Source organism: Flavobacterium sp. ASV13, from assembly GCF_000745775.1.
GTDB lineage: Bacteria > Bacteroidota > Bacteroidia > Flavobacteriales > Flavobacteriaceae > Flavobacterium.
In genome coordinates this window covers 85,793-111,403 of the sequence record NZ_JQJY01000008.1, presented here as the reverse complement: position 1 = coordinate 111,403, position 25,611 = coordinate 85,793, and the positions used below count along the sequence as shown (strand labels likewise).

Genomic DNA, 25,611 nt, shown 5'->3' with positions numbered 1-25,611 from the left:
ATAGCTTAGAACCTTAGCAACTTAGATTAAACTTATATTCTTTCGGACTACAATTGAATTTTTGTTTGAAAATTTTGGAGAAATAACTTCTGCTTGTAAAACCAATGCAATACACGATTTCAGAAATATTTAAATCGGATGTACGCATTAAAATTTCGGCTTTCAAAACCCTCATGTGCGTGATGTAATCATTTACCGTTCTGTCGTGAATCATTTTAAATCCTTCCTGAAGTTTATTTGGCGATAAACCCGATTTTTTACTCAGTGATTTTATCGTAAATGGTTCTTCCGGACTTGATTTTATAAATTCTGAAAGTTCTTTTATTTCTTCCATTTCTTTTAAAGTCAGACAATTTGCATCTTTTGGAAAAGCATTTAAATCGTCGCTGTGTTGTTGGATTTCCATTGCGAGAATGATTTTCAGAATTCCTTCTTTCAACAAATTTCTAACTATTCCGGTTTGAGTTACAGCGTTTAGTTGTTCGATTTTTTCAGCAATTTTTAAATTGTATGAACCCATATAAAAAAAGTTCTGAAGTGCATTATTTTCAAAAAAAGTTTCTTTTACTTTTTGGTTTAAAGAAGGTATTAAATGAGATTCTACCTCAGTTCCTACAATAATCAGAGTCAGTTTAGTATTCACATCTTTTTCAAAAAACAAAACATTATCCTGATTTTGATTTGAAGCCAAAATAGCAGTCTGAAAAGTCTGAAACTTACGTTCTTCGCCATTAATTCCAAAACTGTGCGACAAACCGCCTTTTGAACAATACGCAAAATAAACAGGCGTTGATACTACATTCAAAAAATCCATTCGTACCGCTGTCGAAAACGTCATATCAAATTGAACATACGAAATATTATCGTTGAAAGAAGCTCCCGTGATAGTTCCTTTAGCAAAACTATTATTGATTTCTAAAGCATATTCATCGAAATCAAAAGTTATTGTTCCGTCTAAATTATTATTTAATTCCTCAAACACTGTTTGGATTTGCTCTGTATGTATGGTAACTATTTTCATTTTGCTTATATTTAGATTCGGTATTTTTATTTCATATTTCAGGCAAAAAACAAATTCTTTTGTTTTATAAATCAATATTCCAAAGTTCGGTCAAGCATCGATCAAAAATGTTATATAATTTTGGCGTTTTGTTTTATAATTACTTCGGAATTAAAAATTTAACTCAAACAAAAATTTTCTTAATTCAAAAAAAATGAAAAGCTTTTCATTCGCTCCAATCTCGACAAATGATTCTGAAATTCTAATTCTAGGAACAATGCCTGGTACAAAATCATTAGAGTTAAATCAATATTACGGGCACAAGCAGAATAATTTCTGGAAATTCATTTTTATAATTCTAAACGAAGATTTCTCCTTTGATTATGAAGTCCGAAAAGAAATACTTAAAAAAAATAAAATTGCAGTTTGGGATGTTTTACAATATTGTGAACGAATAGGAAGTTTGGACACTGCCATTAAAAATGAAATTGCCAACGATTTTGAAAGCTTTTTAAAACAGCATCCAAACATTAAAACTATACTTTTCAATGGCCAGAAAGCGCATGCCTTTTTCAAAAAATACGTACATCTGAAAAATCCTTACCAACTTTACACACTTCCGTCGACAAGTCCCGCCAATGCTGGAAAAACTTTCGATTCAAAATTATCCGAATGGAAAATTATTGCCGACTTACAAAACAATAGTTGAAATTTTATAACAATTTGAACTTAAAGTATAACAAAAAAAATCCCACACGTACTAATTTTACTATCAAGAAATTAAAGCCATAACAGCAAAAGATTTAAGACAGAAATGAAGGCTTTTTTCAAATAAATAGAATTACAAACTTTAAAAAGTTTAGAGTATAAAGGAAACATTGGTTATGTTAGTTTATTTTGAGAAAGAAAGCTATTCTAATTTTTAGGGTAGCTTTGTTTTTTTAATTAATACCAAAAACAATAATTATGAAAGTACAAACTTATTACAACCACATACGATTTTACACACCTCATCATTTTGTATATTATCCCATTTTAACTGTTTTTTTACTATGCAGCATTTATTTTGCCTGTACTACAAACGACACACTAATCTGGTCATTTATAAGCGTTTGTTTTATATTTCTTTTTTTCCTGGCTTTCATGCTTCGTCAGCATTACGCCTTGATTTTACAAAACCGAATCGTACGTTTAGAACTTCGTTACCGTTACTTCACATTGACTGGAAAAAGACTTGAAGAATTCGAATACAAATTAACTGATGATCAAATTTTCGCGCTTCGTTTTGCACCAGACAATGAATTTTTGCCCTTGCTTGAAGATGCCTTAAAAAACAACCTTACCGGAGATGCCATCAAAAAAGCCATCATACACTGGAAAGCGGATTATGATAGGGTTTAATTTTAGTTATGAGTTATGAATTATGAATTATGAGTTATGAATTATGAATTCACACTATATGTCATCATTTTACATTTCAAAACTCATAACTCATAATTCATAACTTATACAATAAGGACGTGCCACCTTTTAAAAAAAGGCCTTAATATGCTTTGTGCGTATTGAGGCCTTTTTTTAAAAGCTGTCGGGCTATCCGCTCCGCCGCGGCGGACTACTTCTATCCCTCACGCGACACTCATTTTCAAGAGATATTTTATGAATTTTTGAATTCCAAAACACTATTAAACTGATAATCAACGGAATTATCTAAATAATAAACGGCAAAAAATTAAATGAATGATTTTTTTTGTTAACTTTAAGTGTTAAAAATTTATCAAAAACTCTAAAATTAAATCCGATGAAAAAATTAATTTGTTTTATGATAGTTTGCTTCTCTTGTCTTTCAGCCAATGCACAAATTACTGCCGAAATTCCATCTGATACTTTGCCTTCCGTACACAATAATTCAGACGAAGATTTTCAAAATTATGATCCCGAAGATTTACCTTGGCATGCAAGACGTTTTAAGTTTACAGCCGGAGCATTTTTTCCTGTAAATAATACCCAAGTGGAAGTCGGAAGCAATAACGGTGATTTTGGAAACATGATTGATTTTGAAAAAGATCTCGGTTTTAAAAAAAACACCCAATCATTTGCTGCTTCTTTTGAGTGGCGCATTTCAAGAAGATCAAGACTAGGTTCTGAATATTATTATTTAGACAGAACATCAACAAAAACCCTTCAAAAAGATATCGAATTTGGTGATCATACTTATCCAGTTGATGGGCGTGTTTCAGCATTTTTTGACAATCAGATTATTAGAATATATTATGGCTACGCGTTTGTGTCAAAACCAACTTATGAAATAGGTGCCTTAATAGGTGCTCACGTAATGTTAATAGATGTTGGTCTGAGTTTGGAAGGGCAAACACAGCAAGTTTCTTTTAGTGATGATTTTGGTGTGACTGCGCCATTACCAGACATTGGTATTTGGGGAGAATTTGTATTAGGCAAAAAAGTGGGGCTTTATGCTAATTTCAATTACTTCGCTTTAAAAGTAAATGATATCGATGGTCGTATTTTGAGCTACAACCTTTCTGTATTATATAACGTTTATAAAAACTTTAGTTTAACAGCAGGATTTACAGGCTTAAATATTAGAGTTGACGCTGAAAAAGAAAGACTAAATGGTTTCTTTAAATGGGGTTATAATGGACCAACTATAGCTGCTGTTTATACTTTTGGAAGTCATGTTAAACTTCATAAATAAAATTGCTAAGGTTCTAAGATTCTAAGGCTCTAAGTTTTTTTAACCGCAATCCCGATAGCTATCGGGAGCTAAGGATTACGCAAAGTTCGCAAAGTTTTCTAGATAAAGCTTTGCGAACTTTGCGTTTATATTAAGTCATACAGATAATAAAAACCTTGCTCCCGATAGCTATCGGGATTGCGGTTAAAATGTCAACGACAAACTTGAAACCTGAAACTTGAAACAAAAAATAAACAAGCCCGAAATCTTTAAAAAGAAATCGGGCTCATTTGCTCAAACTTAAACTTAACTAAAATAAACGAAAACTAATTCAATTAATTTAACGGAGTGAATTTTATAGCCGTTCCTCCTCCAGCTGCCAATTTGATATTTATTACGCTTTTATTATTTACTTTTTGTTTTGAAATCGTAACCGGATACGGATTTGTTTTATAATTTGCTCCTTCTCCATCTGCATAAATTGTTGCTTCATATTCTTTTCCGGTATCTAAAAATGACAATTCCACTTTTAAATCTCTGGCATCTTTGTTTGTAATTGAACCTAAATACCAGTTTTTCTCGTCCCAATCTTTACGGACAATTGTAGTGTATTCTCCAATTTTAGAATCCAAAACTTTTGTGTAAGACCAAGTACATGGAACATCTTTTATGAATTGAAATTCAGGTTTTCCAACATAATTCTCAGGCAAATCAGAAGCCATTTGCAACGGACTGAAAATAATCACATACAAAGCCAATTGATTCGCTAAAGTCGTTTGCACTCGTGCTCCAGAAGGCGTTTTATAATCAAAATTGAAATTTCCTGGAGTATAATCAAACGGCCCAGAAAGCATTCTTGTAAATGGCAAAGTTGTTAAATGTTGAGGAGTGTTTCCGCCATCAACAGACCATGCATTGTATTCCTGCCCTCTTCCGCCTTCTTGCGACATAAAATTTGGATACGTACGCTGAATTCCCGTTCCTTTCATTGGCTCGTGATTATCAATCATAATATGATATTTCGCCGCTGTTTCGATTACTTTTCTGTAATGACGCGCTCCATACTGGCTATCGTGCCATTCTTTTTTATCCAAATATTTGTTTACATAACCCGTTTTAACCGAGTTTACGCCCATTTTTTGATACAATTTAAAAGCATCTTCAAGCTGATTTTCATAATGTTTAGAAGCGCCCGCAGTTTCATGGTGACCAATTAATCGGACATTTTTAATGGCAGCATATTTTGTAATTTCTTCCAAATTAAAATCGGGATAGGCTTTTACAAAACTAAATGCAGATCCATCGGCAGTCCAATCGCCGTCCCAGCCCTCGTTCCAGCCTTCAACCAGAACGCCGTCAAAATTGTTTTTCGCAGCAAAATCAATATATTCTTTGGTGTTTTTTGTTGTAGCACCATGTTTTGGACCTTGTCCCCAAGTGAATTTTTCTAAATGCATTCCCCACCAAATTCCAATATATTTTGATGGCGTAATCCAAGAAAGATCTTCAATTTTTGAAGGTTCATTTAAATTCAGCATAATCGTCGAAGTCGCAACATCGCCAGGTGTTTTTCCGACAACAATAGTTCTCCAAGGCGTTACAAAAGGAGCTTCAGCATACACTTTTACACCATCAGCCCAAGGCACTAAATCACTTTTGTATTGTTTGTCGCTTGTTTTTAAAAGTGTCATTGAAGCAAAATCAGTCAAGTTAGCTTCGTGAATCGCTACATATAATTTCTCTTTTGTTTCGAAAGTTGCCGGGGTATTAATGGTATCAGTTTTGCTTATTGGCGTTTTGCGGTATTCACTTTCATAATAACTGTTTTCGCGGTGTACCGGAATCCACCAAACATCATTATTTGATTTAAACGTAAACTGCGTAACTTCATTCGAAATCTTCACTTTGCCTAAATTAGGTTGTTTGGGAAAAGAATAGCGAAATCCGACACCATCATCAAAAACTCTGAAAATAATATCAACCAGGCGCTCCTCACCTTTTGCTTCTTTCAAATGAACAATCAATTCATTGTGATGATCTCGCACTTTTTTGAATTCTCCCCAAGGTTGTTCCCAAGTTTCATCAGAAGTTTTTTCTTCGGTAGAAACCACTTCAAAACCATCTGTCATTTTTTGAATTCCCTGAAACTCAAAACCCAACAAAGAAGGTTCAATAACCGATTTTCCGCCAGATGTAAAACTATATTGAGGTTGTCCTGAAGCAGTCAATTCAAAAACTAATTCGGTGTTTTTTCCAGGAGAGCTGATTTTATATGTCGTTTTTTTAGTACCACAGGCGCAAATCAGCATTGAGGCTAATGCGATCAGGCAGTATCTATATCTTATGTTTTTCATTATTTAATTGTATTAATTACAGCTCTTATTTTATTTCGCTTATTACTTGTTTTGCTTTTGCAGGTTGCATCGAAACAAAATAATTAAAAGCCTGATCTAATTTTTTCTGAGCATCGGCACTGCTTTTCTTTTCAACTCTTAGGTTGTATAATTTGCTGATATCTGCAAAATAGGATTCGGTGTTTTTTACTCCAGCAAAAGTTTTTACTTTTTCGATATAATTGTAATCAAATTCAACTGTTGGTTCAAACATGGTTCCTTCACCAAAGTCATTCCAGGTAATCAATTGCAAGTAGCTCAAGTTTGCATTTTTTGCCAGATTAAGTGTTTCATCAAGCGTTGCGCCGTTGTTGTGCTCAATTGTCCAGCCAATTGCTGCTCCGCCTCCACCTTCGGCATAAAAATCTTTAAAACCAGGATAAGCACTTCCCATTGCAACTGAAAGTTTTGGTTTTGTATTAGTGTACCAATTCGTTAAATAAGTGCTGTTTTTATAAACCCACGAATATTCTCCGGAAGCATTATCTCCCGCTTCAACAGATTGATCCCAAAGTGTCAGGAAAGTAGGTTTTGCAGTTAATGTGCTAAAAACGTTTGTCCATTCGGCTGGTGTCTGCAATACAATTGGTCCGAAATTCAGTAATAAAGGTTTTCCGTTTATTTTGATGTAATTGGCGTTAGAAAAATAATTCGTCTGCATGTAAGCTAAATCGGTTTTTGCAGCGCTCGTTACCGAAATTGCTTTTCCTGCATCGACAACATTTTTTGTCACTCGGTCTTCGTAAACAATTGCATATTCAAGTCCGACTTTACTTAACATGGCGATTAATTGCTCTGTGTTTTCTTTTACCATTCGGTAATCGTTCACATCATAAGTGCCGTACCAATCGATCAAAACACCATCAATTCCTGAATATTTCATCAATAATAAATGATTCTCAATCACATTTTTGTCGCCCGAATGATAAGGCCCAATCAGCGGATAATAGTATGATGCAATTTCCCTGCGGTTGTTTGCTCCAATAGTATTTGGATTTTTGTTTGCCATTGTCCAGTGATATCCCCATTTTTTATCGGCACTGCTTTCATTGGTTTCAAACCAAGGCATATAATGAACGTAAATTTTGGTACTGTTTGTTTTTTCAATCGCTACTGGTGCAAGTGTTTCGGGCTCAGTTGATTTATCTGGACCTTTGTCATCACTGCTGCTACATCCGGCGGCGATTAAAATATTCACGACTCCAAAAAACAATAGGGTGATATATCTTTTCATATTGATGTAATTTGTTTTTTATATTTTTTGCCACTCCCGATAGCTATCGGGATAAACGATTAAAAAGGATTTCTTATCGTATAATAATCTGTAAAATCATTTAATCTGTGGCTAAAATATTTTTTATAGAAGCCAACTGACTTAAAAATATGTCAGCCTTCCACGACTAACCAACATGGAAGACTGACATTCAATAACCTAATACCCAGGATTCTGTTTTAGGTTTTTATTTGTTGTTAAAACGGTACTTGGAATTGGGAAAATCGCTCTGTATTTTTCAGTAGTTCCTTTTTCCCACCAAGGCAAGAAGAATGTTCCAAAACGAATGTTGTCCGTTCTTCTTCTTCCTTCAAACGTAAATTCCTTAAGCAATTCCTGATCAATAAAATGAAGATCAATTGTTGCTGGCATTTCTTCACCCGCACGTGCTGTTACTTGCTGCAAGAATGGTTTTGCTAAATCAGGAGATCCTAAACGAACGTAACATTCTGCCTGCATCATTAAAATTTCAGCATAACGAATCACCACTAAATCGTGATCACGTTCCCACTGTTCACCTTCTTTCATTTCATATTTGCCTAAACGAACACCTTGATTTTCTTTAGCATCAGCAACACTTGTAACTTCTTCAGTATAAGTCAACTTTTCACCGTTATCCATAACGATAACTTGTCCTGTCGCTTTATTAATTTGATCTCCGGCAACCATACATTTTTTTCTTTTGTCTGTATCGGCGAAAGCAGAAAATACACCAGGCTGTGCACACATTCCGTTTGCGCTCCAAGGATAATCGCCAGTTGCAGAAACAGTCAATTTATGCAAGTAGTGGCACGACATTGAATTCATGTAATTTCCAAGAGTTCCCGCTTTTGAATCGTAAGGAATTGCAAAAATGATTTCAGGTGATTTTTGATTTTCTGTCGCGAAATTGGCAAAGAAATCTGGCGTTAATGAATAACCAGAAATTTTCTGGCACATATTCAAACAATCCTGCCAACGCGCTGTTCCAATAAAAGCTTCAGAATTTAGATATAATCTTGCCAATAAAGAATACGCCACATTTTTAGTCATTTTAGAATAGACCACATTTGAATTTAAATGCGGAAGAGCATCAGTCAATTCTTTTTCAACAAAATCATACACTTGTTTTCTAGTAGAATTTGATGGAAGGGATGTGTCTTCAAAATTTGTTACAATTGGCACATTTCCAAATAAATCTAAAAGATTATAATAATAGTAAGCTCTTAAAGCTTTTAATTCAGCATAAATTGGCGCTTTTGCAGTATCAGTCAAAGATGATTTATCGATTTGATAAATGATGGAGTTGATCTTTGCAATTCCAGTATAATTGTAGCGCCAAGCCGAAAGAATCATTCGGTTATCCGCTTTCCAAGTATGCTTTTGTGCATCCTGATATTGTCCGCCATCGTACCAGTTTGTTCCTCTGGTAGGAATTGTTGCTTCATCAGAAACGGTTTCAGTTAAAAAGAATACATATTCACAAGTTGGGTAATTGTTTGATATTCCGTCAGCGAATCCTCTTAGAGAAGAATAAGCCCCTCCAACTAATGCATCAACTTCTTTGGAAGTATTTCCAAAATTTCCATCCTCTACTTTATCATATAAGTCTTCACTTAAATCTGTACATGATATCGTAAAAAGCATGCTCATTAATATTGCTGCTGTTATTTTGATTTTCATTTGTTCTATTTTTGAGTTAATTCGCTTAGTTATTCAGCGAGAAATTTAATCCAACAGAAATTATTGTTGGTCTAGGATAATTATTATATCTGTCGATACCTGGAGATGCTAAACCTGTTTGATCAATAACACCGTTTACGCCGTTTTGCGCATTTAAGCCAATTTCTGGATCAACACCTTTGTAACCTGTAATTACAAAAAGATTTTCTCCCATTAAATAAAATCTAAGTTTTGATTTTTTTTGCAAACCAAGGGGCATTGTATAACCAAAAGAAAGTGTTTGAAGTCTAAAGAAAGAAGCATCTTCAATCCAATAGTCAGAATATTTAGGAGCTGATGTAATACCGCTTCCTAAGAAATCATCTGGAACATTGTAAGCTGGCAATCTTGTTGGATCATTAAGCATCATGTTTGTTGCGTTTAAAGCTTTTTGCCCAAACATTCCGTAACCGCTGATTCCAAGATCAAAATTTCCGTAAGTAAAGTTCATCCCGATTCCTAATGTCAAATCTGGCTGAATATTTCCTAAATCTGTTTTATCATCATCTACTAAAGCGCTTTCTGCAACAATATCTCCTGCTTTGTTATAGTACTGAATTTTTCCAGTTGAATCAAGCCCAGCATTTCTGAATCCCCAGAAAGTTCCAACAGGATAACCTTCAGCAATAATTTGAGAATATTGTCCAGACATACCTGCTAAACCGTGTAAAGAACCGCTGTAAATAACATCTGTTTTATATGTTGGATTTGAAAGTTTTTCGATTTTTTGAACGTTATGTCCAAGTGTCAAATTAGCATTCCAATTGAATTTTGATCCTTTGATAATATCAGCATTCAAAGTAAGCTCAACTCCTTTGTTTGACATTTCACCAACGTTTGCCAACATAGTTCCAACTAAATAAGGAGGCTGAGGCACTTCGTAAGTGTATAATAAATCTTTTGTTTGTTTAGAATACCACTCAAATGAACCTGTAATTCTATTGAAAAGTGTAAAATCAAAACCTATGTTTAACTGCTCAGTCGATTCCCATTTCAAATCCGGATTTGGATTTTGCTGTGGCGAATAAGCCAAACTCCAAGTTCCTGTAACAGGATCGTAATAACTGTCGTTTCCAACTCCTAAAATAGAAAGCGATTTGTACTCTCCAATTCCGTCTTGATTACCCGTTACTCCATAACCAACTCTTAATTTCAAATTGTCAAGCCAACCTTTTGTAGAATCCATAAATCCTTCATTTGAAATTTTCCAAGCCACAGATGCTGATGGAAAAGTTCCCCATTTGTTGTTTTCTCCAAAACGGCTTGAACCGTCTCTTCTTACTGTTGCAGTCAACAAATATTTTCCGTCATAAGAATAATTTGCACGAGCATAAAATGAAACCAAATTTGATTTTCCTTTATACGAATACACATCACCTAAACGATATTTGTAACCTGCACCTAAATTATTGTAGCTAAAAGCATCCGTTACAAAACCGCTTCTTTGTGCTCCAAAACCTTGGTAGATATTTTCTAAATAAGAATATCCTGCAAGTGCGCTGATAGTATGTTTGTCGATTACTTTATTATAATTTACATAAAGTTCGCCTTGTGCATTTGTATATTCAGCGTATGTTCTTTGAGCGTAACCGCCTTCTGTTGCTCCTTCTAAAACGGCATAACTTGGTTTATAAGTACCTCCTTTAACGGCATTATGCTCTAAAGAAATATTAGCAACAGCCAGGAAATCATTCAAAAATTTAACTTCAGTTTTAAAATAACCTAAAAGTCTGTGTCTTTCATTATCAACTGTTCTGTTTGTCAAAAGCTCAACCGGATTATAATACTGATTTCCTGCTACAGATGAAAATTCTCCAGTTGGTGTATAAACCGGAATTGTTGGATTCAGGTTATAAGCATATTCAAAAATTCTGTAATCAACTGGGTGCCATTTATCGATATTAGCAAATAATCCCGTGTCAAATTTTACATCTTTGTTGTCTCCAAGATATTGATACGCGCTAATATTTCCGCTCAATCTTTCTAATCCAGAATTCTTAATAACTCCTTCATTATTTAAGTATGAAAGAGAAGTTCTGAAACCGCTGTCAGCTTTACCAGAATTGATTGTTAAAGTGTGTGATTGTGAAATGGCTGTCTGCTCGATTGCTTTTTGCCAATTTGTATTTGCGCCATAATCAACTGCATCTTTATTTCCTGTATTACGAACATAATTTCTCCATTGATTTGCTGATAATAAATCTAAATTATCCGTTACATAACCAATACTTGATAATCCGCTATACGTAACAGAAACTCCTTTTGTTCCTGATTTTGTTGTAATAATAATAACTCCGTTTGCTCCTCTTGAACCATAAATAGCAGTTGCTGAAGCATCTTTCAAAACGTCAACAGTTTTAATATCTGAAGGCTGAACTATGTTGATATCAACACCTGCAATTCCGTCCACTACAATTAATGGATTGTTACTCGCAGTTAAAGAAGTTCCTCCACGAAGACGTAAAGTTGAACCCGCTGCAGGATCACCTGAAGGACGAATAACATTCAAACCTGCTACTTTTCCTTGTAAAACTTGTTCTGTAGAAGAGATTGTTCCTTTTACCAAATCATCAGCTTTTACAGTTGAAATTGCTCCCGTTAAATCCGATTTCTTTTGCGTTCCGTAACCAACAGCTACAACCTGAACTTCAGCTAATTGATAACCGTCATTTTGTAAACGAACATCAAGATTTTTAGTTGCAGAAGTAATTTGGATTTTCTGATTCGTTGATCCAATAAAAGAAACTTCAATCGAACCTCCTACGGCTACCGTCAAAGTAAATTTTCCGTCAAAATCTGTTGTGGTGGCATTTTTTGTTCCCACTTCAATTACCGAAGCGCCCGGCAATACAGTGCCTGTATTGTCATACACAATTCCTGATACCTGCTTTTTTTCCTGAGCAAACATTCCTGCCGAAAGAAAAAGCATGAAAATCATGAATACTGCAGTTTTAGTAGTCCACATTTGATGCAGGACTATTTTTTTATTTTTACTATTCATATGTCGTTATTTATTGTTTTTTTATCAGTCATATGTAATTCGCATAGCCATTATTGGTTTAATGACTAATTTGGGATTATGCTCATTTCATTAGAATTGATGTTTTAATTTGATAGTGAATTATTTGTCTAAAGTTTTAAGAGGTATTGAAGTATCAGAGATGGTTTTGTCTTTGTTATCTTTTACCAAAACATGAATCTCACTTAAACCCTGAACACCATTTAATTCTGAAACTAAATTGACAAATCCTTTTATTTCAGCTGTACCTCCTGTAAACTCACCAGATATTGTTTTGCTTCCTGCCGTGATGGTATAAATAAGTTTGTTTACACCCACTTCATTATTTTTTCTTGACATTCCAAGAAAATCTTTTTGGCTGATAACCGATGGAAAAAAACTGAAACTTGGCGGCGGTGGCGGAATAAATTCTCCTGCATAAATAATTTGGTCACCAGAATTAGTCGTCCAGTCTTTTGCTACCATTAGGAAAGTAATATTTTCCATAACAAAACCTGCTGGCGGATTGTAATACTGCTGCGGAATCAAATCCATTCTATAAAAACCATTACCTAAATCTTTCAATTTTGTTTTTTCAGATACTTCTGGAATCCACGCTTGGTATTCTTGCAAAACAGCCCAATTGTTTAATCCTGAATGAAAATGAACACTAGGAACACCTGCAAAACCATCTTTTAAATTCGAATTGAATAAAATACTTACTGGTTTATCAATCAAAGGTTTTGTCGGATAAGATCTGATTAATTCATTTGCCGTATAGAAAGAAGAAAAATCAGTATAAGGCATATTTGCTACATCACTTTGTTTTGATCCGTTTTTGTTTTTCAGACGAAACCAAAATCCGGCGCTTGCTGCAATTTCATCAGGAGTTTTAGAGAAATAAAGCGTTGGAGTCAAAGTAAAACTCCAGATTTTATTTCCTTCATATTTAAGTTTAGCAAAATCTGAAGAGTTTTCCCAATGTCCAGCATCTGGTTCAGATGGTGACCAAATCCAGATATAAAGATCTTCAGTCTCTGCAAAAGTGGTTCCTGAAAGATCAAAGTACCAAGTCACTTTTTCATCATACTTGTAAACTACAGGAAATGATGACATACTGCCTACAGCTCCAGCGGCTTCTTGTGCCTGCGTAAAATTAGGAGCCATCAAAAGGGCAAGTAAAATTGTATATATAAATTTTTTCATATTACTTTTTAATTAATAGCATTTAATTTAAACACGTAAGACACAAACGGAGAACCTCCAGAAGAATGAATTAATTGGAATTCCATTTCTTCATTGCTTCCCGGAACTGATGATAATTTAAGCTCATCTGTTTTTAGCGTTTTCTGAGCATCACTGTACAAATAGATTTTTGTTACGCCCAAATTAGTTGGCTGGAAATCTGAACTTAATGCCCAGTAGCCTTTTGGAGCGAATAATGGAGGAACATTTCCTGTTACTTCATAACTTGTTGGCTGGTTCTTTTCATCTACGTTGAATTTGATTTTAAAATCTTCGTAATTAAAGTACGTACTCAAGTTTTCTTCGTTTGGTTCGACTTTGTTTGCTTTCGCAACTTCATCAACCATTTTCAAATTTGTCAATCCCCAATTCCCTTGTACTTTCTCGTAAAGGGTAATTGGATCAACTGAGCTTCCGTCGTCGGTGTTATCACAGCCAGTGGCCATTAAACCCATAACAACAGCTAACCAATAAATACTTTTACATCTCATAAATTTTGTGGTTTGTTTGTTAGTTTTTCTGCCTTATAAAAGACAGAACGAAACTAGATGTTAAATAAATCTAAAAAAAAATGTCTGAGAAAAATCAAGATATAATCGAAAGATTTTTAAACATAAATAACTAAAAATCAATATTTTACACTATTTTTATATTTCAAAAAATCAAGATGGTGTTTAGATGAAAATAAGCTCCTTTTTAATGGTAAATATGACAATATGAAAATTAAAAGCGATATTTTTTTCACTATGCATATATATAATCGGTTTTTATTGTATAATTGCAAATAATTAGACTACTTTTAACATTAATGTCTTATTTTTGAATGCTTAACCACATTTTAAAACTCTGAAACAAGGAAGTTTTAAAAAAGCTAAAAGTTGTTTAATAAGCCCGCTCAAGCTTATCCCGAATTAAAAAACGAATTAACTCGAACAAACCAAAAAAGATTTTTTTTACCCTAAACCAACACAAAACCATGCAGAGAATTTTCATTCTATGTTTTTTTATTGCAGGTTTTTCTCTAACTGCGAAAGAGACAAATCCTGTTTTAGAAGAATTAGATAAAGTACTTCTTAAAAAAGATGTTTACTTAAAACAGAAATATCGAAAAATTGAAGCATTAAAAAGAAATGTATCAAAATTTACGGTAAGTCAGAACAATGAACAGCTTTACAATACTTATATGTCATTGTTTGATGAATATAAATCGTTTAAATATGATTCGGCTTATTATTATTTAGAAGAAGCCAAAATCAAAGCGATTGTTTTAAAAGACCCTAAATTTTTGGCCAAAAGCCGAATTAAGGAAGGTTTTGTGCTCTTGTCCTCCGGATTATTCAAAGAAGCAATTGATACTTTGAATGTCGTTGACGACCAAAAACTGGATTCAAGAAACAAATTCGAATACTACAATATTAAAGCCCGAGCGTATTACGATTTAGCCGATTACAATAAAGATCAGCGTTTTAATATTCATTATGTCCAGCAAGGAAATCATTTCCTGAAAAAAGCTTTGGAATTGATTGGAACTAATACCAACGAATATTGGGCCGCAGAAAGCTTAAAAAGACTAAAACAACAAGATTGGCGTGGTGCCGAATTTGCTTTCAGTTATTGGATCAACAATTACAATCTTCCACCCGATTATTATGGCATTGCGACTTCAAGTCTTGGTTATATTTATTCCGAAAGAGGTTATACTAAAAAAGCGATTCAATATCTGGCGCTTGCTGCAATCGCCGATGTCAAAAATGCTACAAAAGAAACAGTTGCGCTTCGAAATCTTGCCAATGAACTTTTTAAAATGGGTTATTTGGACAAAGCCAATGAATATATCAATATTGCAATGGACGATGCGACTTTCTACAATGCCAGACATCGCAAAATTGAGATTTCATCAATTTTACCAATTATCGAAAAAGCGCAATTGAATAATGTAAAAGAGAAAAATGATAAACTGGAACGAATCATTATTCTACTGACGATATTGACTTTTATTATTGTTTTGTTTTCGATTATTATCTTCAAACAATTAAAAGAAAGAAATAAAGCCCGAAAAATAATGGCTTCGTCTTACGCACAGCTTCAGGAAATGAATATTAGTTTAAGCGAGGCAAATGCTATTAAGGAAGAATATATTACGTATTTTATTAAAGCAACTTCGGCTTTCATCAACAAAATTGATCATATTCAAAAAAGCACGCTTCATAAAATTATTACCAAAAAAACCGATGAAGTTATTGCGAGTTTAAAACGCTATAATGTCAAGGAAGAACGCGAAAATCTGTTTCATCAATTCGATGAAATCTTCCTTAAACTGTTCCCGACTTTTGTGACTGATTTTAATCATTTGTTTCCAAATGACCACAAATGCATTGTCAAAAAAGGCGAGCTTTTAAATACTGAATTGAGGATTTTTGCTTTATACCGATTAGGAATTCAGGACAGCAATCAAATGGCAGAATTCCTGGAACTTTCTGTAGCTACCATTTATACTTACAAAACCAGAATTAAAAGCAAATCTGACTTTAAAGATACTTTTGAAGAGAAAATTATGGCGATAAAAACGATCTAAAAGCCGAAAAAAATAGCCACGAATTCACGAATTATTTTAAATACAAATTCATGAATTCGTGGTTATTCTTTTTAATTTCACTAATAAAACAATTTGTAAAAATTTGTGTAATTATTAAAAGACCACAATTCAATTCAACACATTTATAATTCGTGAATTCGTGGCTAAAAAATTATTCCACAGTTTCTAACTGCAAAATCATATTTTGATAATATCTGCTGAGCGAAAATAATTGTTCAGCAAAAATCATTATCGCAAGCGGAATAAAGAAAAACACAGTCAAATTTTCTTCATACAAAAAGAAAGTTGTAATCATGAAAATTCGGGCGTATTCCAGATAATAAATCCATTTTCGCTGCTCCAACAACGCACCACAATTAATTAATGTAATGATGATAACCGACAAAACAAAAACTTTATCGAGCGTAGTTATTAAATCAAAATAATAAGTAAAAGCAGTTAAAATTAAAGTACAGATTCCGAGTTGAATATAAAGGTAATTTCGAAATCTCAAACGCTGATGCGGATTACTTTTATCCTGCAAAAAACGCTTTTCCAATATCGGACGAATATCCTGATCCATATGTGCGGGACTTCCAAAAACAGCTTTCCATCTTGCTTTAAATCCACTTGAACGTTTCCATAATTCATAAATTTCAAAATAATAATGGAAATGTTGCCACAGAAAACTATAGCTTTTTAATGGATGTGTCAAACCGTATTTTGGTTTTTCTTCTTCTTCCTGAAAAGTTCCAAAAAGACGATCCCAAAAGGTAAACATATCCCCGTAATTTTTATCCAGATATTTTTCGTCTGAAGCATGATGCACGCCATGAACAGAAGGCGTTACAAAAACATATTCCAGCCATTTTATTCTGCCAATTACCTGTGTATGCGTAAAAAATGAATAAGCTCCGTGAACAATCAGCATAGTAATTACCATTGCCGGATGAAAACCTATAAAAGGAAGCACACACCAAAAACCAGTTCTCACGATAGCCTGAAAAGTAGTAATTCTGGCTGCGGCCGTAAAATTAAATTCTTCACTATGATGATGAACAATATGTGCTGCCCAGAAAAAGTTGACTTCGTGTCCTAATCTATGATACCAATACCAAACAAAATCAGTCGCGAGAATAAGTGCAAACCAAACAAATACATTGCTCGGAATATCAAAAAGTCTGTAATTATTATAAATAAAATAATACAGCTGATAAAAACTTGCTGCAATAAATAAATTAATTAAACGCTCTGCAATACCAATACTAATATTTGAAACCGAACTTTCGTAGTTAAAAATTTCTGGTCTTTTTTTGTGTTGAGCCAACTTATATTCTAAAAACAAAAACAGAAAAAAAGCGGGCATTGCAAAAGCAAGAAAATTAATGTGTTCCATTTTTTTTAATTTCTTTTTATTCTTATAAAACTAAAATACAATTCGTTATAAAACTAAAGATAAAGATCTCTTCAAAAGTCATCTCATTTTTTACTTTTCAAAATGATATCAACTATCAAAAATGATCTTTATCTTTTAGAACCAATTTCTAATTTTGTTTGAATTTTGGAGCTTCCAAAGCTACTTCTTTAACAGACTGCGTGTCTGCTACTTTTTGCAAAGCAAGAATGTAAGCCGCAATTCTTGGTGTAACATTATGTTTTAATGCCGTTCTGAAAACCGTTTCAAAACCTTTTTCTAAAATATCTTCAAGGCGTGTATTAATTTGATGAATTCTCCAGGATTCTAAAAGCGAATTCTGAAGCCACTCAAAATAAGAAACTGTAACACCACCAGCATTTGCCAAAATATCTGGAACAACCAAAACGTTGTTTTCATGCAAAATTTTATCAGCATCAGATGAAACGGGTCCGTTTGCGCCTTCCACAATAATTTTGGCACGAATAGCTGCCGCATTTTTCTGCGTAATTACATCTTCTTTTGCTGCCGGAATCAAAACATCAACATCTAAAAGCAATAATTCTTCGTGTTTAATTGCAACCGAATTTGGATATCCTTTTATGCTTTTGTTATTTAGATTATAATACAAAATCAATTCCGGAATATTGATTCCTTCGGGATTATAAAATGCTTCTGAAACATCACTTACAGCGATAATTTTCAATCCTTTTTCGAATAAAAATAAAGCCGAATGTAATCCAACATTTCCAAAACCTTGAATCGCAACCGTTGATCTTGCCGGTCTTAATTTTAATTTTTGAAGCGCCAATAATGTAATAATACTTACACCTCTTCCTGTTGCTTCTACTCTACCCAAAGAACCACCCGAATGCAAATGTTTTCCTGTAACCACAGCGTGAATTGTTTTGCCATGTACTATTGAAAATTCATCCATTAGCCAGCCCATTTCGTCTGGTCCAGTTCCCATATCGGGTGCCGGAACATCTTTTTCAGGGCCAAAAATATCTGCTAAGGCTTTTGTATACGCTCTTGTAATTCTTTCTAATTCGGTTTTAGAAAGTTTTCTTGGATCACAAATAATACCGCCTTTTGCTCCTCCAAAAGGAATTCCCGTCACGGCCGATTTCCAAGTCATCCATGCCGCAAGAGCTTTCACTTCGTCAAGATTCACGGCGGTATCGTATCGAATTCCTCCTTTTGAAGGACCTAATGCCGTATTGTGAATGACGCGGTATCCTTCAAAATTTTGTTGTTTTCCATTGTCTAAAGTGATAGAAAAATTCACCACAATTTGTTTTTCAGGACGTTGTAGTTTCAGCCTTATTGACTCTTCCAGATTAAGAATGTCGGCTGCTATATTAAAACGATCAATCATCGATTGAAACGGATTCTGTTTTATAATTTCTGAACTCATCTTTTTAAGTTTTAAAATTTTAGTTATTGATTTGGGGCATCATATTATAAACTCATGAAATAAAATCGGCAGTAACTGCAAGTGCAACACGGAATTTTCATCAAGCAGCAATGCATCATACTATTTGTATTTCTATTTGATCTCATATATATGGTTATTAATAGTTCTAAAAAAAGCCTTTCATTGGTGCATGAAAGGCTAAAAAAAAATAACTAACAAGTACTTTCTCTATTAACGCCATTTCATCGCATCGTTTGACATGCAGCACATCGTCAAGCTGCACATAAACGGGATGATATTTAGACTATAGTTTTTCATTGTTGAGACAAATTTATAAATATATTTTATAAATTCTATCGAATTAGTAGAGTTAATTTTAAAAACTTTTAAAATAAATTCAAAATCAACTGTAAACTAAGGCTTTACAACCTTAAAAAAAATCAGCTTAATTGCGAAAAAACAATAAAAATTATAGCTATTAAGGCTAAAAAGATTCCAATGAAGTTTATTTTGGATAATTTTTCTTTGAAAAAAAGCAAGCCGACAAGACTTCCCAGAACAATCACGCCCATATTCATTCCGGCAAAAACTGTTGAAGGATTTTCTGCGAAAGCTTTATGCGCTTTTAAATAAAATAATATATTCCCGAAATTAAACATCCCGACCAAAGCGCCAAAAAGAATATTTTTTGCTTGAAGTTTTTCCTTTTTCAGCACCACATCATATACCACAATCAATAAGGATACTGCCAATGCAATATCAAAAACCATAAATAATGATGTTGTATATGGCAAAGCTGTGTAAAGTGCTATTTGTTTAAAAAGGATATCGATTATCCCAAAACCCAGAAACACTACAGCTGGATAAATCCACTTATTTTCGTTGTTTCCAGATTGCTTTTTTAAGATGAATAAAAGCGCCACAAACCCAATTATCAATCCTATTACTTTATAGGAATTAAACTCTTCTTTAAAGATTAGCCAAGCAGCAATTATTGGAATAAAAAGCGACAATCGTTGTGCGACATCCGTTTTTACGATTCCCATATGTTTTATCGAAGAAAACAAAAACAGAAAAACAATTGGCAGCAAAACACCAACTGCAGCATAAATATTCCAGGGTGCATCTGCATGAACTTCAGTAATATTTGGACTAAAAGTAAAATAGCAAAGTGTTAATGCCATCACATAATTGAAAGTAATAATCTGAACAGGATTAGCGTTATATTTTCGGGTTATTTTAAAAATTACACCAACTGTAACACTGCATAGAATACTTAAAATAAGAAATAACATAGAATTAATTTTTGAGAACAAAAATAGTGTTTATCTGTTTTATACTTTCAAAAAAAAAATATTAATCGCTTTTTAGCCAGCCTGTAATACTCATTCGGGTATTTTGAGTAACTAACACTTCATGAACCAATTCATTACTTTTAAAGAAAACGGTTTTGCCCTGAACTGGCGAAATTTTCTGCTGACTTTTGTTTTGGTGAATCATTAATTCTCCGCCATCACTTTCTTTCCAATTACTATTCAGATAGCTGATCATTGAGTATTTACGACTCGAATTATTTTTGAATTGATCGAGATGTTTTAAATAAAAATCGCCTTTTTCGTATAAAGAATAATGAAACTCGTAACCCGTAATTCCGGCAAAACAACTTTCGTTTAAATAGAGTACGAAAGCATCAATTATGTCAAAAAACTCATTTTCGAAAACATTATTATGCTTTTTATCAAGCCAATAAATTACATCTTTTCTAATGGTTCCGTCTAGAGCAAACTTCTCAGAATTCCCTATTCCTGCTGTCAATAGCAGACTTTCATTATTTAAATTGATTAAATTTTGTTTGAGATTATCTGCTAAAGCATCACTCATAAAACGTTCTGATATTCCAATTTTATTCTCTATATAACTTGCTATTAAGTCTTCGAAACTATCATCCATTTCTTTTTTGGGAAAAACTGCAAATACAGTCAACGCAGCAAGGTAGACTAATTAAAATTGGTAATCCTGTTTTTAAAAATAATAAACCCGACAGGTTTTAAAAACCTGTCGGGTTTAATGGCTGTGATAATCAATTAATAATTTATAATTTACTGATATAACTTCCGTACATATCTTTAAACTGATGTCCAGTTGCAAAACGATCTTTGCTCAATTTTTTATATTCTACCAATGCCCATAAAACAAATTCTTTTACAAAGTATTGGTCTTTTTTGTCCAATTCGGGCTGATATTTTTTTAATAAAACATCTAACGGACTTACTTCGTCTAAAATTGCTTTATATTCTGCATCTGAAGCATCGTCCAATAATTCAAAACCACTTTCTGCAAAAAACCATTCGATTAAATCAGAATAAGGTGTTTTTTCGCCTGGCTTTTCTAATTTTTCAATTTTAGGGAAATATTCAGGAAATAAAGTTCGGATAGCGGAACCAATTAAATACTGTGCTACAACAGCCGCTCCCTCCTGCTCTCCTTCATAAACCAATTCAACTTTTCCAGTAATAGCCGGAATGATTCCCATAAAATCAGATAAGCGTAAAACCGTTTTATCGGCTCCTGATTTCAATGCACGGCGTTCTGCTGTACTAATTAAATTTTCAAAAGCTGTAATGCTCATTCGGGCACTTACACCGCTTTTGTTATCGATGTATTCGCTTTCGCGCGCTTCAAAACTAATTTGTTCTAAAATATCTTTTGCTAAACCTGGAACATAAACCACTTCACTTTGGCTTTCATCTAATTTAGCTTCCTGTTCTGTAATGGTTCTGGCAATCTTGACAGTTTCTGGATAATGTGTCAAAATTTGTGAACCAATTCTATCTTTCAAAGGCGTTACAATACTTCCTCGGTTGGTATAATCTTCTGGATTTGCAGTAAATACAAACTGCATATCAAGAGGCATTCTTAATTTGAATCCGCGAATTTGAATATCGCCTTCTTGCAGAATATTAAACAATGCTACTTGAATTCTGGCTTGTAAATCAGGCAATTCATTAATTACAAAAATACTGCGATTTGCTCTCGGAATCATTCCGAAATGAATCACGCGATCATCTGCATACGATAATTTTAAATTTGCAGCTTTTATTGGATCAACATCTCCAATCAAATCGGCAACAGTTACATCAGGTGTTGCCAATTTTTCGAAGAAACGCTCATTTCTATGCAACCACGAAATTGGAGTTTCATTGCCTTTTTCTTCAATTAAATCTTTAGCAAAGCGTGAAATCGGATTTAACGGATCATCATTAATTTCCGAACCAGCCACAAACGGAATATATTCATCTAATAATTCGACCATTTTGCGCGCCAGACGCGTTTTTGCCTGCCCGCGAAGTCCTAATAAATTGATATTATGACGAGAAAGAATGGCACGCTCTAATTCGGGAATTACCGTGTTTTCAAAACCGTGAACGCCTTCAAAAACAGGTTTTCCTGATTTTATTTTTTCGCGAAGATTATTTCGCAATTCATCCTTAATGCTTGTACTTTTATATCCAGAGGCTTTTAATTGGCCTAATGTCTTTATATTGTTTATTTCCATTTTATTGAAATGTATATTGAATTGTTTTTGTTTATGATTTTAATGAACAAATATGTGTCTCACCGTTTTACGTAGATGCACTACTGTGCATCTCTACATTTGGTACGTGCCAAAAGAAACCTTAGCCTCTTAGAATCTTAGCAACTTAGAACCTTTATTTAATTCTCTTTTTCCTATTCGTTTCATAATCTTCAAAAATCATTTCACCAAGACCTTTTATCCCAGTGTAAAATGCTTTTCCCTGATTTGCTTCAGTGAAATGATTCACAAATCGCTGCAAATAAGGATCGTTTGCAATCATGAAAGTCGTAATCGGAATGTGTAATTTTCTGGCTTGTTGTGCCTGCGTGTAGCATTTATCAACGATATATTCGTCGAGACCGTTGCTGTTCATATAATAGGAACCATCGCGCTCACGAACACAGCTTGGCTTTCCATCAGTAATCATGAAAATCTGTTTGTTGGTATTTCGTTTTCTGCGTAAAATATCCATTGCTAATTGAAGACCAGCAACTGTATTAGTATGATAAGGCCCGACTTGCAAATACGGCAAATCTTTAATTGGAATTGTCCAGGCATCATTTCCGAAAACCAAAATATCAAGTGTATCTTTTGGATAACGTGTTGTAATTAATTCAGCCAAAGCCATCGCTACTTTTTTGGCCGGAGTGATTCGGTCTTCGCCGTATAAAATCATACTGTGGCTAATGTCTATCATTAAAACCGTGCTCATTTGTGCTTTATACTGCGTTTCTTCAACGACCAAATCATTTTCTGTCAACATGAAACTTTCTACGCCGTTGTTGATTTGAGCATTTCGAAGACTTTCGGTCAACGAAATTCGCTCTAAACCATCGCCAAAATTAAATTCACGGAATTCTCCCGTATGTTCATCTCCATTTCCGGCATGTTTTGTTTTATGATTTCCATTTCCGGAACGTTTCAAATTCCCGAAAATTTGATCTAAAGCTTGCTGACGAATTGCTCTTTCTGTTTTAGCCGTGATTCCAAAACCATTCGAACCGTCTTGTTTGACCTCGTCTTTTATGTAACCTTTCTTTTTTAAATCTTCGATAAAATCATCGATTGTGTAGTTCTCGTCGGTTAGTTTATATTCCTTGTCTAGCTCCCGAAGCCAGTTGATTGCTTCATCAAAATCCCCCGAAGTATGGGTGATCAGCTCTTTGAAAATGCCAAAAAGTTTCTCAAACGGAGACTGAAATGGGGCTTCGTACGACTTAAAATAAAAACCTTTTTTAAATTCGTTTTTCATAATTTTAAAATTACATCTTTTTAGAATTATGAAAAACGAAACGTTTATTAATTTTTAGTTAAAATATCTAACCAAAATTAAGGACTAACAGTGTTAGATATATTAATTATTCAAACTTTCCGTCAACATAATACCATGCATCATTTTCGAATTTAAAAGTCGAGAATTCATAATGAACCTGCGGTTTTTGATTGGCATCTAAAAAGTAAGCCTTAAATTCTACAGTGTTTTCAGTAAAACTCAGAATTTCTAATTTTTGCCATTTGTTTGTCGTTGCCCATTTCAGAATTTCAGCTTTTGAATAATATTTTCTTTCAGAAATATAAGTGGTTTCTAAAAGATAATCGGCGTTGTGTGTTGCGTATGCGGAATATCTTGAACGCATTAAAGTCAAAGCGGTTGGTGCTTTTTGATTTTGTTGAAGATACAATCCACAGCAATCTTCAAACAATAATTCTGTATCGCAATAACATTTATGCGTCGCCATCAACTTCTTCTTCGCCGTTAATTTTTACATGAAGCTGATTCAGCAAAACCTGGTAACGACTAATTTCTCTTACTTCCTCATCTTCTTCAGCAAAATCAATCATTTCGTCTAATGTTTCGCTTACTTCAAGCAATTTATTATTTGCTTCTCTGTCGTTTTTTGCAGCTATCAAATCAATGATTTCCTGAACGTCTGCTTTTAATGTTTCAAATTTAATATTCATATGTTTTGTTTCAGGTTTCAAGTTTCAGGTTTTCGTTCCAACAACTTGAAACGTGCAACCTGAAACTTGAAACAATATTTATTACTCTTTATTTTCGTTGAATTTTTTCACAATTTCTTTCAGCTTTTCTTTACGTGAAATTTCAGCTTGCTTTGCTTTTGCCTGGGCTTTGTGCAATTTGTCATTGTGCTTTTTGATATTCCTTTCGTTATTGCGTCCCATTATATTTCTCTTTTAATTTCTTCTAAACTTTTTTCTGTAAAAATCAGTTCGTTGATAATCTGTTTTCTTAAATCATCAATATCATCGTAATCAAAATATTTTGCCCAAGAAGTCAGCTGTTGTAAATTTCGGACTTGTTTTAATCTTTTTGTGGTTTCAAAACTAGTTCTCAAAATGGCTTTTCCGTCATATTCCGGATTATTTTTATGCTGATAATTGGCAAGGTTTTTATCGAAATCGGCTTCTATATAATATAGTTTATCTTCAGCATTATCGGGATAAAATTCGTTCCATTTGGCAAAACCAATTTTCGTTTTTGATTCGGTTTCCGGTTCACGCGCGATCAAACGCCATTTACTGTTGGCTAATCTTCCCCAATGATTGGAAACGCGATACATTCCTTCCTCAGTATAATAATAAGTACTTCCGGCTTTGCTTTCAAATTGTTTTTTCAAACCTTCAATTCGATCTGGAAGCACTTCATGAAAAGCACAAAATGTATTTTTAAACGAATTTGGATGAGGCTTGAAATTTTTCTGCATATGCAAATATACTGAGATTGTCACGAACTCCCTAAAACAAACCTAAATTGATTAACTTTGCATCTTCAATTTTAAATAAAAAAAAGATGTCTAAAGATTTAGAACAAAAAATGCCGCAAAAGGGAGTTTTTACCGGTATTATCGAAAAAGATGAAAACAATAATTATTTCTGCGGCGCTTATCTTTTAGACTATAAAATGGTTCAGGCAAAATTTAAAGAAGGTGATTGGATTACAATAAAATCGGTTATTGAAAACCCAAGCGATATGAGCTATGATAAATATCCAAAGAAATCCAGAAACTTTGATAAGGCTAATCATAAGCCGGAATAAGTTTTTTTTGTTTCAGGTTTCAGGTTTCAAGTTGAAATGCTTTAATTAACCGCAAAGCACGCTAAGTTTTTTATTAAAGATTACGCTTAAAAATTCGCAAAGTTCGCAAAGTTCGCAAAGCTTTATCAATACAAAGCTTTGCGAACTTTGCGCTTTATAAAAACCATTTATATAAAAATCTTGCGTTCTTTGCGGTTAAATTTTTTCAGCATTCTAGAATATTTTTTGGATGAAAACTAAAAAGTTAAAAAAAAGTGTACCTTTGCAAAAA

The 25,611-nt window shown here is 33.6% G+C and carries 22 protein-coding genes; 5 read left to right on the top strand and 17 right to left on the bottom strand.

All coding sequences use genetic code 11. The features are described 5' to 3' along the window. Positions 1-13: 13 nt before the first annotated feature. Complete coding sequence (locus GQ47_RS17025; protein ID WP_035651390.1) at positions 14-1,021, bottom strand: helix-turn-helix domain-containing protein; 1,008 nt, start codon at positions 1,019-1,021, stop codon at positions 14-16. A gap of 193 nt (positions 1,022-1,214) precedes the next feature. Between GQ47_RS17025 and GQ47_RS17020 the strand changes: the two genes are divergently transcribed. The 3 genes from GQ47_RS17020 (at position 1,215) to GQ47_RS17010 (ending at position 3,710) form a co-directional block, all read left to right on the top strand. Next, positions 1,215-1,709: a DNA-deoxyinosine glycosylase gene (locus tag GQ47_RS17020; RefSeq protein ID WP_035650945.1), complete on the top strand. Its 495-nt coding sequence runs from the start codon at positions 1,215-1,217 to the stop codon at positions 1,707-1,709. Between the two features lie 257 nt (positions 1,710-1,966). Continuing rightward, positions 1,967-2,401, top strand: a complete 435-nt coding sequence (locus tag GQ47_RS17015; protein WP_035650942.1) for a DUF6526 family protein — start codon at positions 1,967-1,969, stop codon at positions 2,399-2,401. Positions 2,402-2,798: 397 nt separating this feature from the next. Next, positions 2,799-3,710, top strand: a complete 912-nt coding sequence (locus GQ47_RS17010) for a hypothetical protein (protein WP_035651385.1) — start codon at positions 2,799-2,801, stop codon at positions 3,708-3,710. A gap of 314 nt (positions 3,711-4,024) precedes the next feature. Here GQ47_RS17010 and GQ47_RS17005 read toward each other — a convergent pair whose 3' ends face one another. The 6 genes from GQ47_RS17005 to GQ47_RS16980 form a co-directional block, all read right to left on the bottom strand. Continuing rightward, complete coding sequence (locus tag GQ47_RS17005) at positions 4,025-6,043, bottom strand: glycoside hydrolase family 97 protein (RefSeq protein ID WP_035650940.1); 2,019 nt, start codon at positions 6,041-6,043, stop codon at positions 4,025-4,027. A gap of 25 nt (positions 6,044-6,068) precedes the next feature. Beyond that, on the bottom strand, positions 6,069-7,316 hold the full coding sequence (locus GQ47_RS17000; RefSeq protein WP_035650937.1) for a glycoside hydrolase family 99 protein: 1,248 nt from the start codon (positions 7,314-7,316) through the stop codon (positions 6,069-6,071). 198 nt (positions 7,317-7,514) lie between these two features. Continuing rightward, entirely contained in the window at positions 7,515-9,017 is a 1,503-nt protein-coding gene (locus GQ47_RS16995; protein ID WP_051951613.1) for a RagB/SusD family nutrient uptake outer membrane protein, read from the bottom strand. A 25-nt stretch (positions 9,018-9,042) separates the two neighbouring features. Then, on the bottom strand, positions 9,043-12,057 hold the full coding sequence (locus GQ47_RS16990; protein WP_193745232.1) for a SusC/RagA family TonB-linked outer membrane protein: 3,015 nt from the start codon (positions 12,055-12,057) through the stop codon (positions 9,043-9,045). 120 nt (positions 12,058-12,177) lie between these two features. After that, complete coding sequence (locus GQ47_RS16985) at positions 12,178-13,260, bottom strand: hypothetical protein (RefSeq protein ID WP_035650931.1); 1,083 nt, start codon at positions 13,258-13,260, stop codon at positions 12,178-12,180. 8 nt (positions 13,261-13,268) lie between these two features. Continuing rightward, positions 13,269-13,790, bottom strand: a complete 522-nt coding sequence (locus GQ47_RS16980; RefSeq protein WP_035650926.1) for a DUF5004 domain-containing protein — start codon at positions 13,788-13,790, stop codon at positions 13,269-13,271. Between the two features lie 485 nt (positions 13,791-14,275). On the opposite strand from GQ47_RS16980, the gene GQ47_RS16975 reads away from it, so the two are divergent. Next, positions 14,276-15,874, top strand: coding sequence for a DUF6377 domain-containing protein (locus GQ47_RS16975; RefSeq protein WP_035650923.1), 1,599 nt, complete (start codon positions 14,276-14,278; stop codon positions 15,872-15,874). A 172-nt stretch (positions 15,875-16,046) separates the two neighbouring features. Here GQ47_RS16975 and GQ47_RS16970 read toward each other — a convergent pair whose 3' ends face one another. From GQ47_RS16970 to GQ47_RS16930, 10 genes are all read right to left on the bottom strand, one after another. Beyond that, positions 16,047-17,270: a sterol desaturase family protein gene (locus GQ47_RS16970; RefSeq protein ID WP_035650920.1), complete on the bottom strand. Its 1,224-nt coding sequence runs from the start codon at positions 17,268-17,270 to the stop codon at positions 16,047-16,049. Between the two features lie 148 nt (positions 17,271-17,418). After that, the gene (locus GQ47_RS16965) at positions 17,419-18,705 is read right to left on the bottom strand and encodes a Glu/Leu/Phe/Val family dehydrogenase (protein ID WP_193745231.1); all 1,287 of its coding nucleotides are present in this window, start codon (positions 18,703-18,705) and stop codon (positions 17,419-17,421) included. A gap of 440 nt (positions 18,706-19,145) precedes the next feature. Next, positions 19,146-20,000 carry a DMT family transporter gene (locus tag GQ47_RS16960; RefSeq protein ID WP_035650919.1) on the bottom strand — a complete coding sequence of 285 codons (855 nt, stop codon included), beginning with the start codon at positions 19,998-20,000 and terminating at the stop codon, positions 19,146-19,148. A gap of 61 nt (positions 20,001-20,061) precedes the next feature. Continuing rightward, positions 20,062-20,655 carry a 2OG-Fe(II) oxygenase gene (locus GQ47_RS16955; RefSeq protein ID WP_035650916.1) on the bottom strand — a complete coding sequence of 198 codons (594 nt, stop codon included), beginning with the start codon at positions 20,653-20,655 and terminating at the stop codon, positions 20,062-20,064. Positions 20,656-20,797: 142 nt separating this feature from the next. Next, positions 20,798-22,261, bottom strand: coding sequence for an AAA family ATPase (locus tag GQ47_RS16950; protein WP_035650913.1), 1,464 nt, complete (start codon positions 22,259-22,261; stop codon positions 20,798-20,800). A 154-nt stretch (positions 22,262-22,415) separates the two neighbouring features. Beyond that, positions 22,416-23,534 (bottom strand): vWA domain-containing protein, encoded by a 1,119-nt coding sequence (locus GQ47_RS16945; protein ID WP_035650911.1) that lies wholly within the window; start codon positions 23,532-23,534, stop codon positions 22,416-22,418. 106 nt (positions 23,535-23,640) lie between these two features. Continuing rightward, positions 23,641-24,021: a YchJ family protein gene (locus tag GQ47_RS16940; protein WP_035650909.1), complete on the bottom strand. Its 381-nt coding sequence runs from the start codon at positions 24,019-24,021 to the stop codon at positions 23,641-23,643. After that, positions 24,008-24,244, bottom strand: coding sequence for a hypothetical protein (locus GQ47_RS16935; RefSeq protein WP_035651380.1), 237 nt, complete (start codon positions 24,242-24,244; stop codon positions 24,008-24,010). The genes GQ47_RS16940 and GQ47_RS16935 overlap by 14 nt, the downstream gene beginning before the upstream one ends. A gap of 81 nt (positions 24,245-24,325) precedes the next feature. Then, positions 24,326-24,466, bottom strand: a complete 141-nt coding sequence (locus GQ47_RS23660; protein ID WP_167498100.1) for a hypothetical protein — start codon at positions 24,464-24,466, stop codon at positions 24,326-24,328. Further along, positions 24,466-25,008 carry a hypothetical protein gene (locus tag GQ47_RS16930; RefSeq protein ID WP_035650907.1) on the bottom strand — a complete coding sequence of 181 codons (543 nt, stop codon included), beginning with the start codon at positions 25,006-25,008 and terminating at the stop codon, positions 24,466-24,468. Before GQ47_RS16930 ends, GQ47_RS23660 begins: the two co-directional genes overlap by 1 nt. A gap of 86 nt (positions 25,009-25,094) precedes the next feature. On the opposite strand from GQ47_RS16930, the gene GQ47_RS16925 reads away from it, so the two are divergent. Further along, the gene (locus GQ47_RS16925; RefSeq protein ID WP_035650906.1) at positions 25,095-25,340 is read left to right on the top strand and encodes a hypothetical protein; all 246 of its coding nucleotides are present in this window, start codon (positions 25,095-25,097) and stop codon (positions 25,338-25,340) included. The last annotated feature ends 271 nt before the right edge of the window (positions 25,341-25,611 follow it).

What these genes read in the sequence shown, in the direction of transcription:
- GQ47_RS17020 (WP_035650945.1), top strand. Translation starts at nt 1,215, where the DNA reads ATGAAAAGCTTTTCATTCGCTCCAATCTCGACAAATGATTCTGAAATT.
- GQ47_RS23660 (WP_167498100.1), bottom strand. Translation starts at nt 24,466, where the DNA reads ATGGGACGCAATAACGAAAGGAATATCAAAAAGCACAATGACAAATTG.
- GQ47_RS17015 (WP_035650942.1), top strand. Translation starts at nt 1,967, where the DNA reads ATGAAAGTACAAACTTATTACAACCACATACGATTTTACACACCTCAT.
- GQ47_RS17005 (WP_035650940.1), bottom strand. Translation starts at nt 6,043, where the DNA reads ATGAAAAACATAAGATATAGATACTGCCTGATCGCATTAGCCTCAATG.
- GQ47_RS17000 (WP_035650937.1), bottom strand. Translation starts at nt 7,316, where the DNA reads ATGAAAAGATATATCACCCTATTGTTTTTTGGAGTCGTGAATATTTTA.
- GQ47_RS16925 (WP_035650906.1), top strand. Translation starts at nt 25,095, where the DNA reads ATGTCTAAAGATTTAGAACAAAAAATGCCGCAAAAGGGAGTTTTTACC.
- GQ47_RS16940 (WP_035650909.1), bottom strand. Translation starts at nt 24,021, where the DNA reads ATGGCGACGCATAAATGTTATTGCGATACAGAATTATTGTTTGAAGAT.
- GQ47_RS16935 (WP_035651380.1), bottom strand. Translation starts at nt 24,244, where the DNA reads ATGAATATTAAATTTGAAACATTAAAAGCAGACGTTCAGGAAATCATT.
- GQ47_RS16990 (WP_193745232.1), bottom strand. Translation starts at nt 12,057, where the DNA reads ATGAATAGTAAAAATAAAAAAATAGTCCTGCATCAAATGTGGACTACT.
- GQ47_RS16945 (WP_035650911.1), bottom strand. Translation starts at nt 23,534, where the DNA reads ATGAAAAACGAATTTAAAAAAGGTTTTTATTTTAAGTCGTACGAAGCC.
- GQ47_RS16950 (WP_035650913.1), bottom strand. Translation starts at nt 22,261, where the DNA reads ATGGAAATAAACAATATAAAGACATTAGGCCAATTAAAAGCCTCTGGA.
- GQ47_RS16965 (WP_193745231.1), bottom strand. Translation starts at nt 18,705, where the DNA reads ATGAGTTCAGAAATTATAAAACAGAATCCGTTTCAATCGATGATTGAT.
- GQ47_RS16980 (WP_035650926.1), bottom strand. Translation starts at nt 13,790, where the DNA reads ATGAGATGTAAAAGTATTTATTGGTTAGCTGTTGTTATGGGTTTAATG.
- GQ47_RS16970 (WP_035650920.1), bottom strand. Translation starts at nt 17,270, where the DNA reads ATGGAACACATTAATTTTCTTGCTTTTGCAATGCCCGCTTTTTTTCTG.
- GQ47_RS16960 (WP_035650919.1), bottom strand. Translation starts at nt 20,000, where the DNA reads ATGTTATTTCTTATTTTAAGTATTCTATGCAGTGTTACAGTTGGTGTA.
- GQ47_RS16975 (WP_035650923.1), top strand. Translation starts at nt 14,276, where the DNA reads ATGCAGAGAATTTTCATTCTATGTTTTTTTATTGCAGGTTTTTCTCTA.
- GQ47_RS16930 (WP_035650907.1), bottom strand. Translation starts at nt 25,008, where the DNA reads ATGCAGAAAAATTTCAAGCCTCATCCAAATTCGTTTAAAAATACATTT.
- GQ47_RS16985 (WP_035650931.1), bottom strand. Translation starts at nt 13,260, where the DNA reads ATGAAAAAATTTATATATACAATTTTACTTGCCCTTTTGATGGCTCCT.
- GQ47_RS16995 (WP_051951613.1), bottom strand. Translation starts at nt 9,017, where the DNA reads ATGAAAATCAAAATAACAGCAGCAATATTAATGAGCATGCTTTTTACG.
- GQ47_RS17010 (WP_035651385.1), top strand. Translation starts at nt 2,799, where the DNA reads ATGAAAAAATTAATTTGTTTTATGATAGTTTGCTTCTCTTGTCTTTCA.
- GQ47_RS16955 (WP_035650916.1), bottom strand. Translation starts at nt 20,655, where the DNA reads ATGGATGATAGTTTCGAAGACTTAATAGCAAGTTATATAGAGAATAAA.
- GQ47_RS17025 (WP_035651390.1), bottom strand. Translation starts at nt 1,021, where the DNA reads ATGAAAATAGTTACCATACATACAGAGCAAATCCAAACAGTGTTTGAG.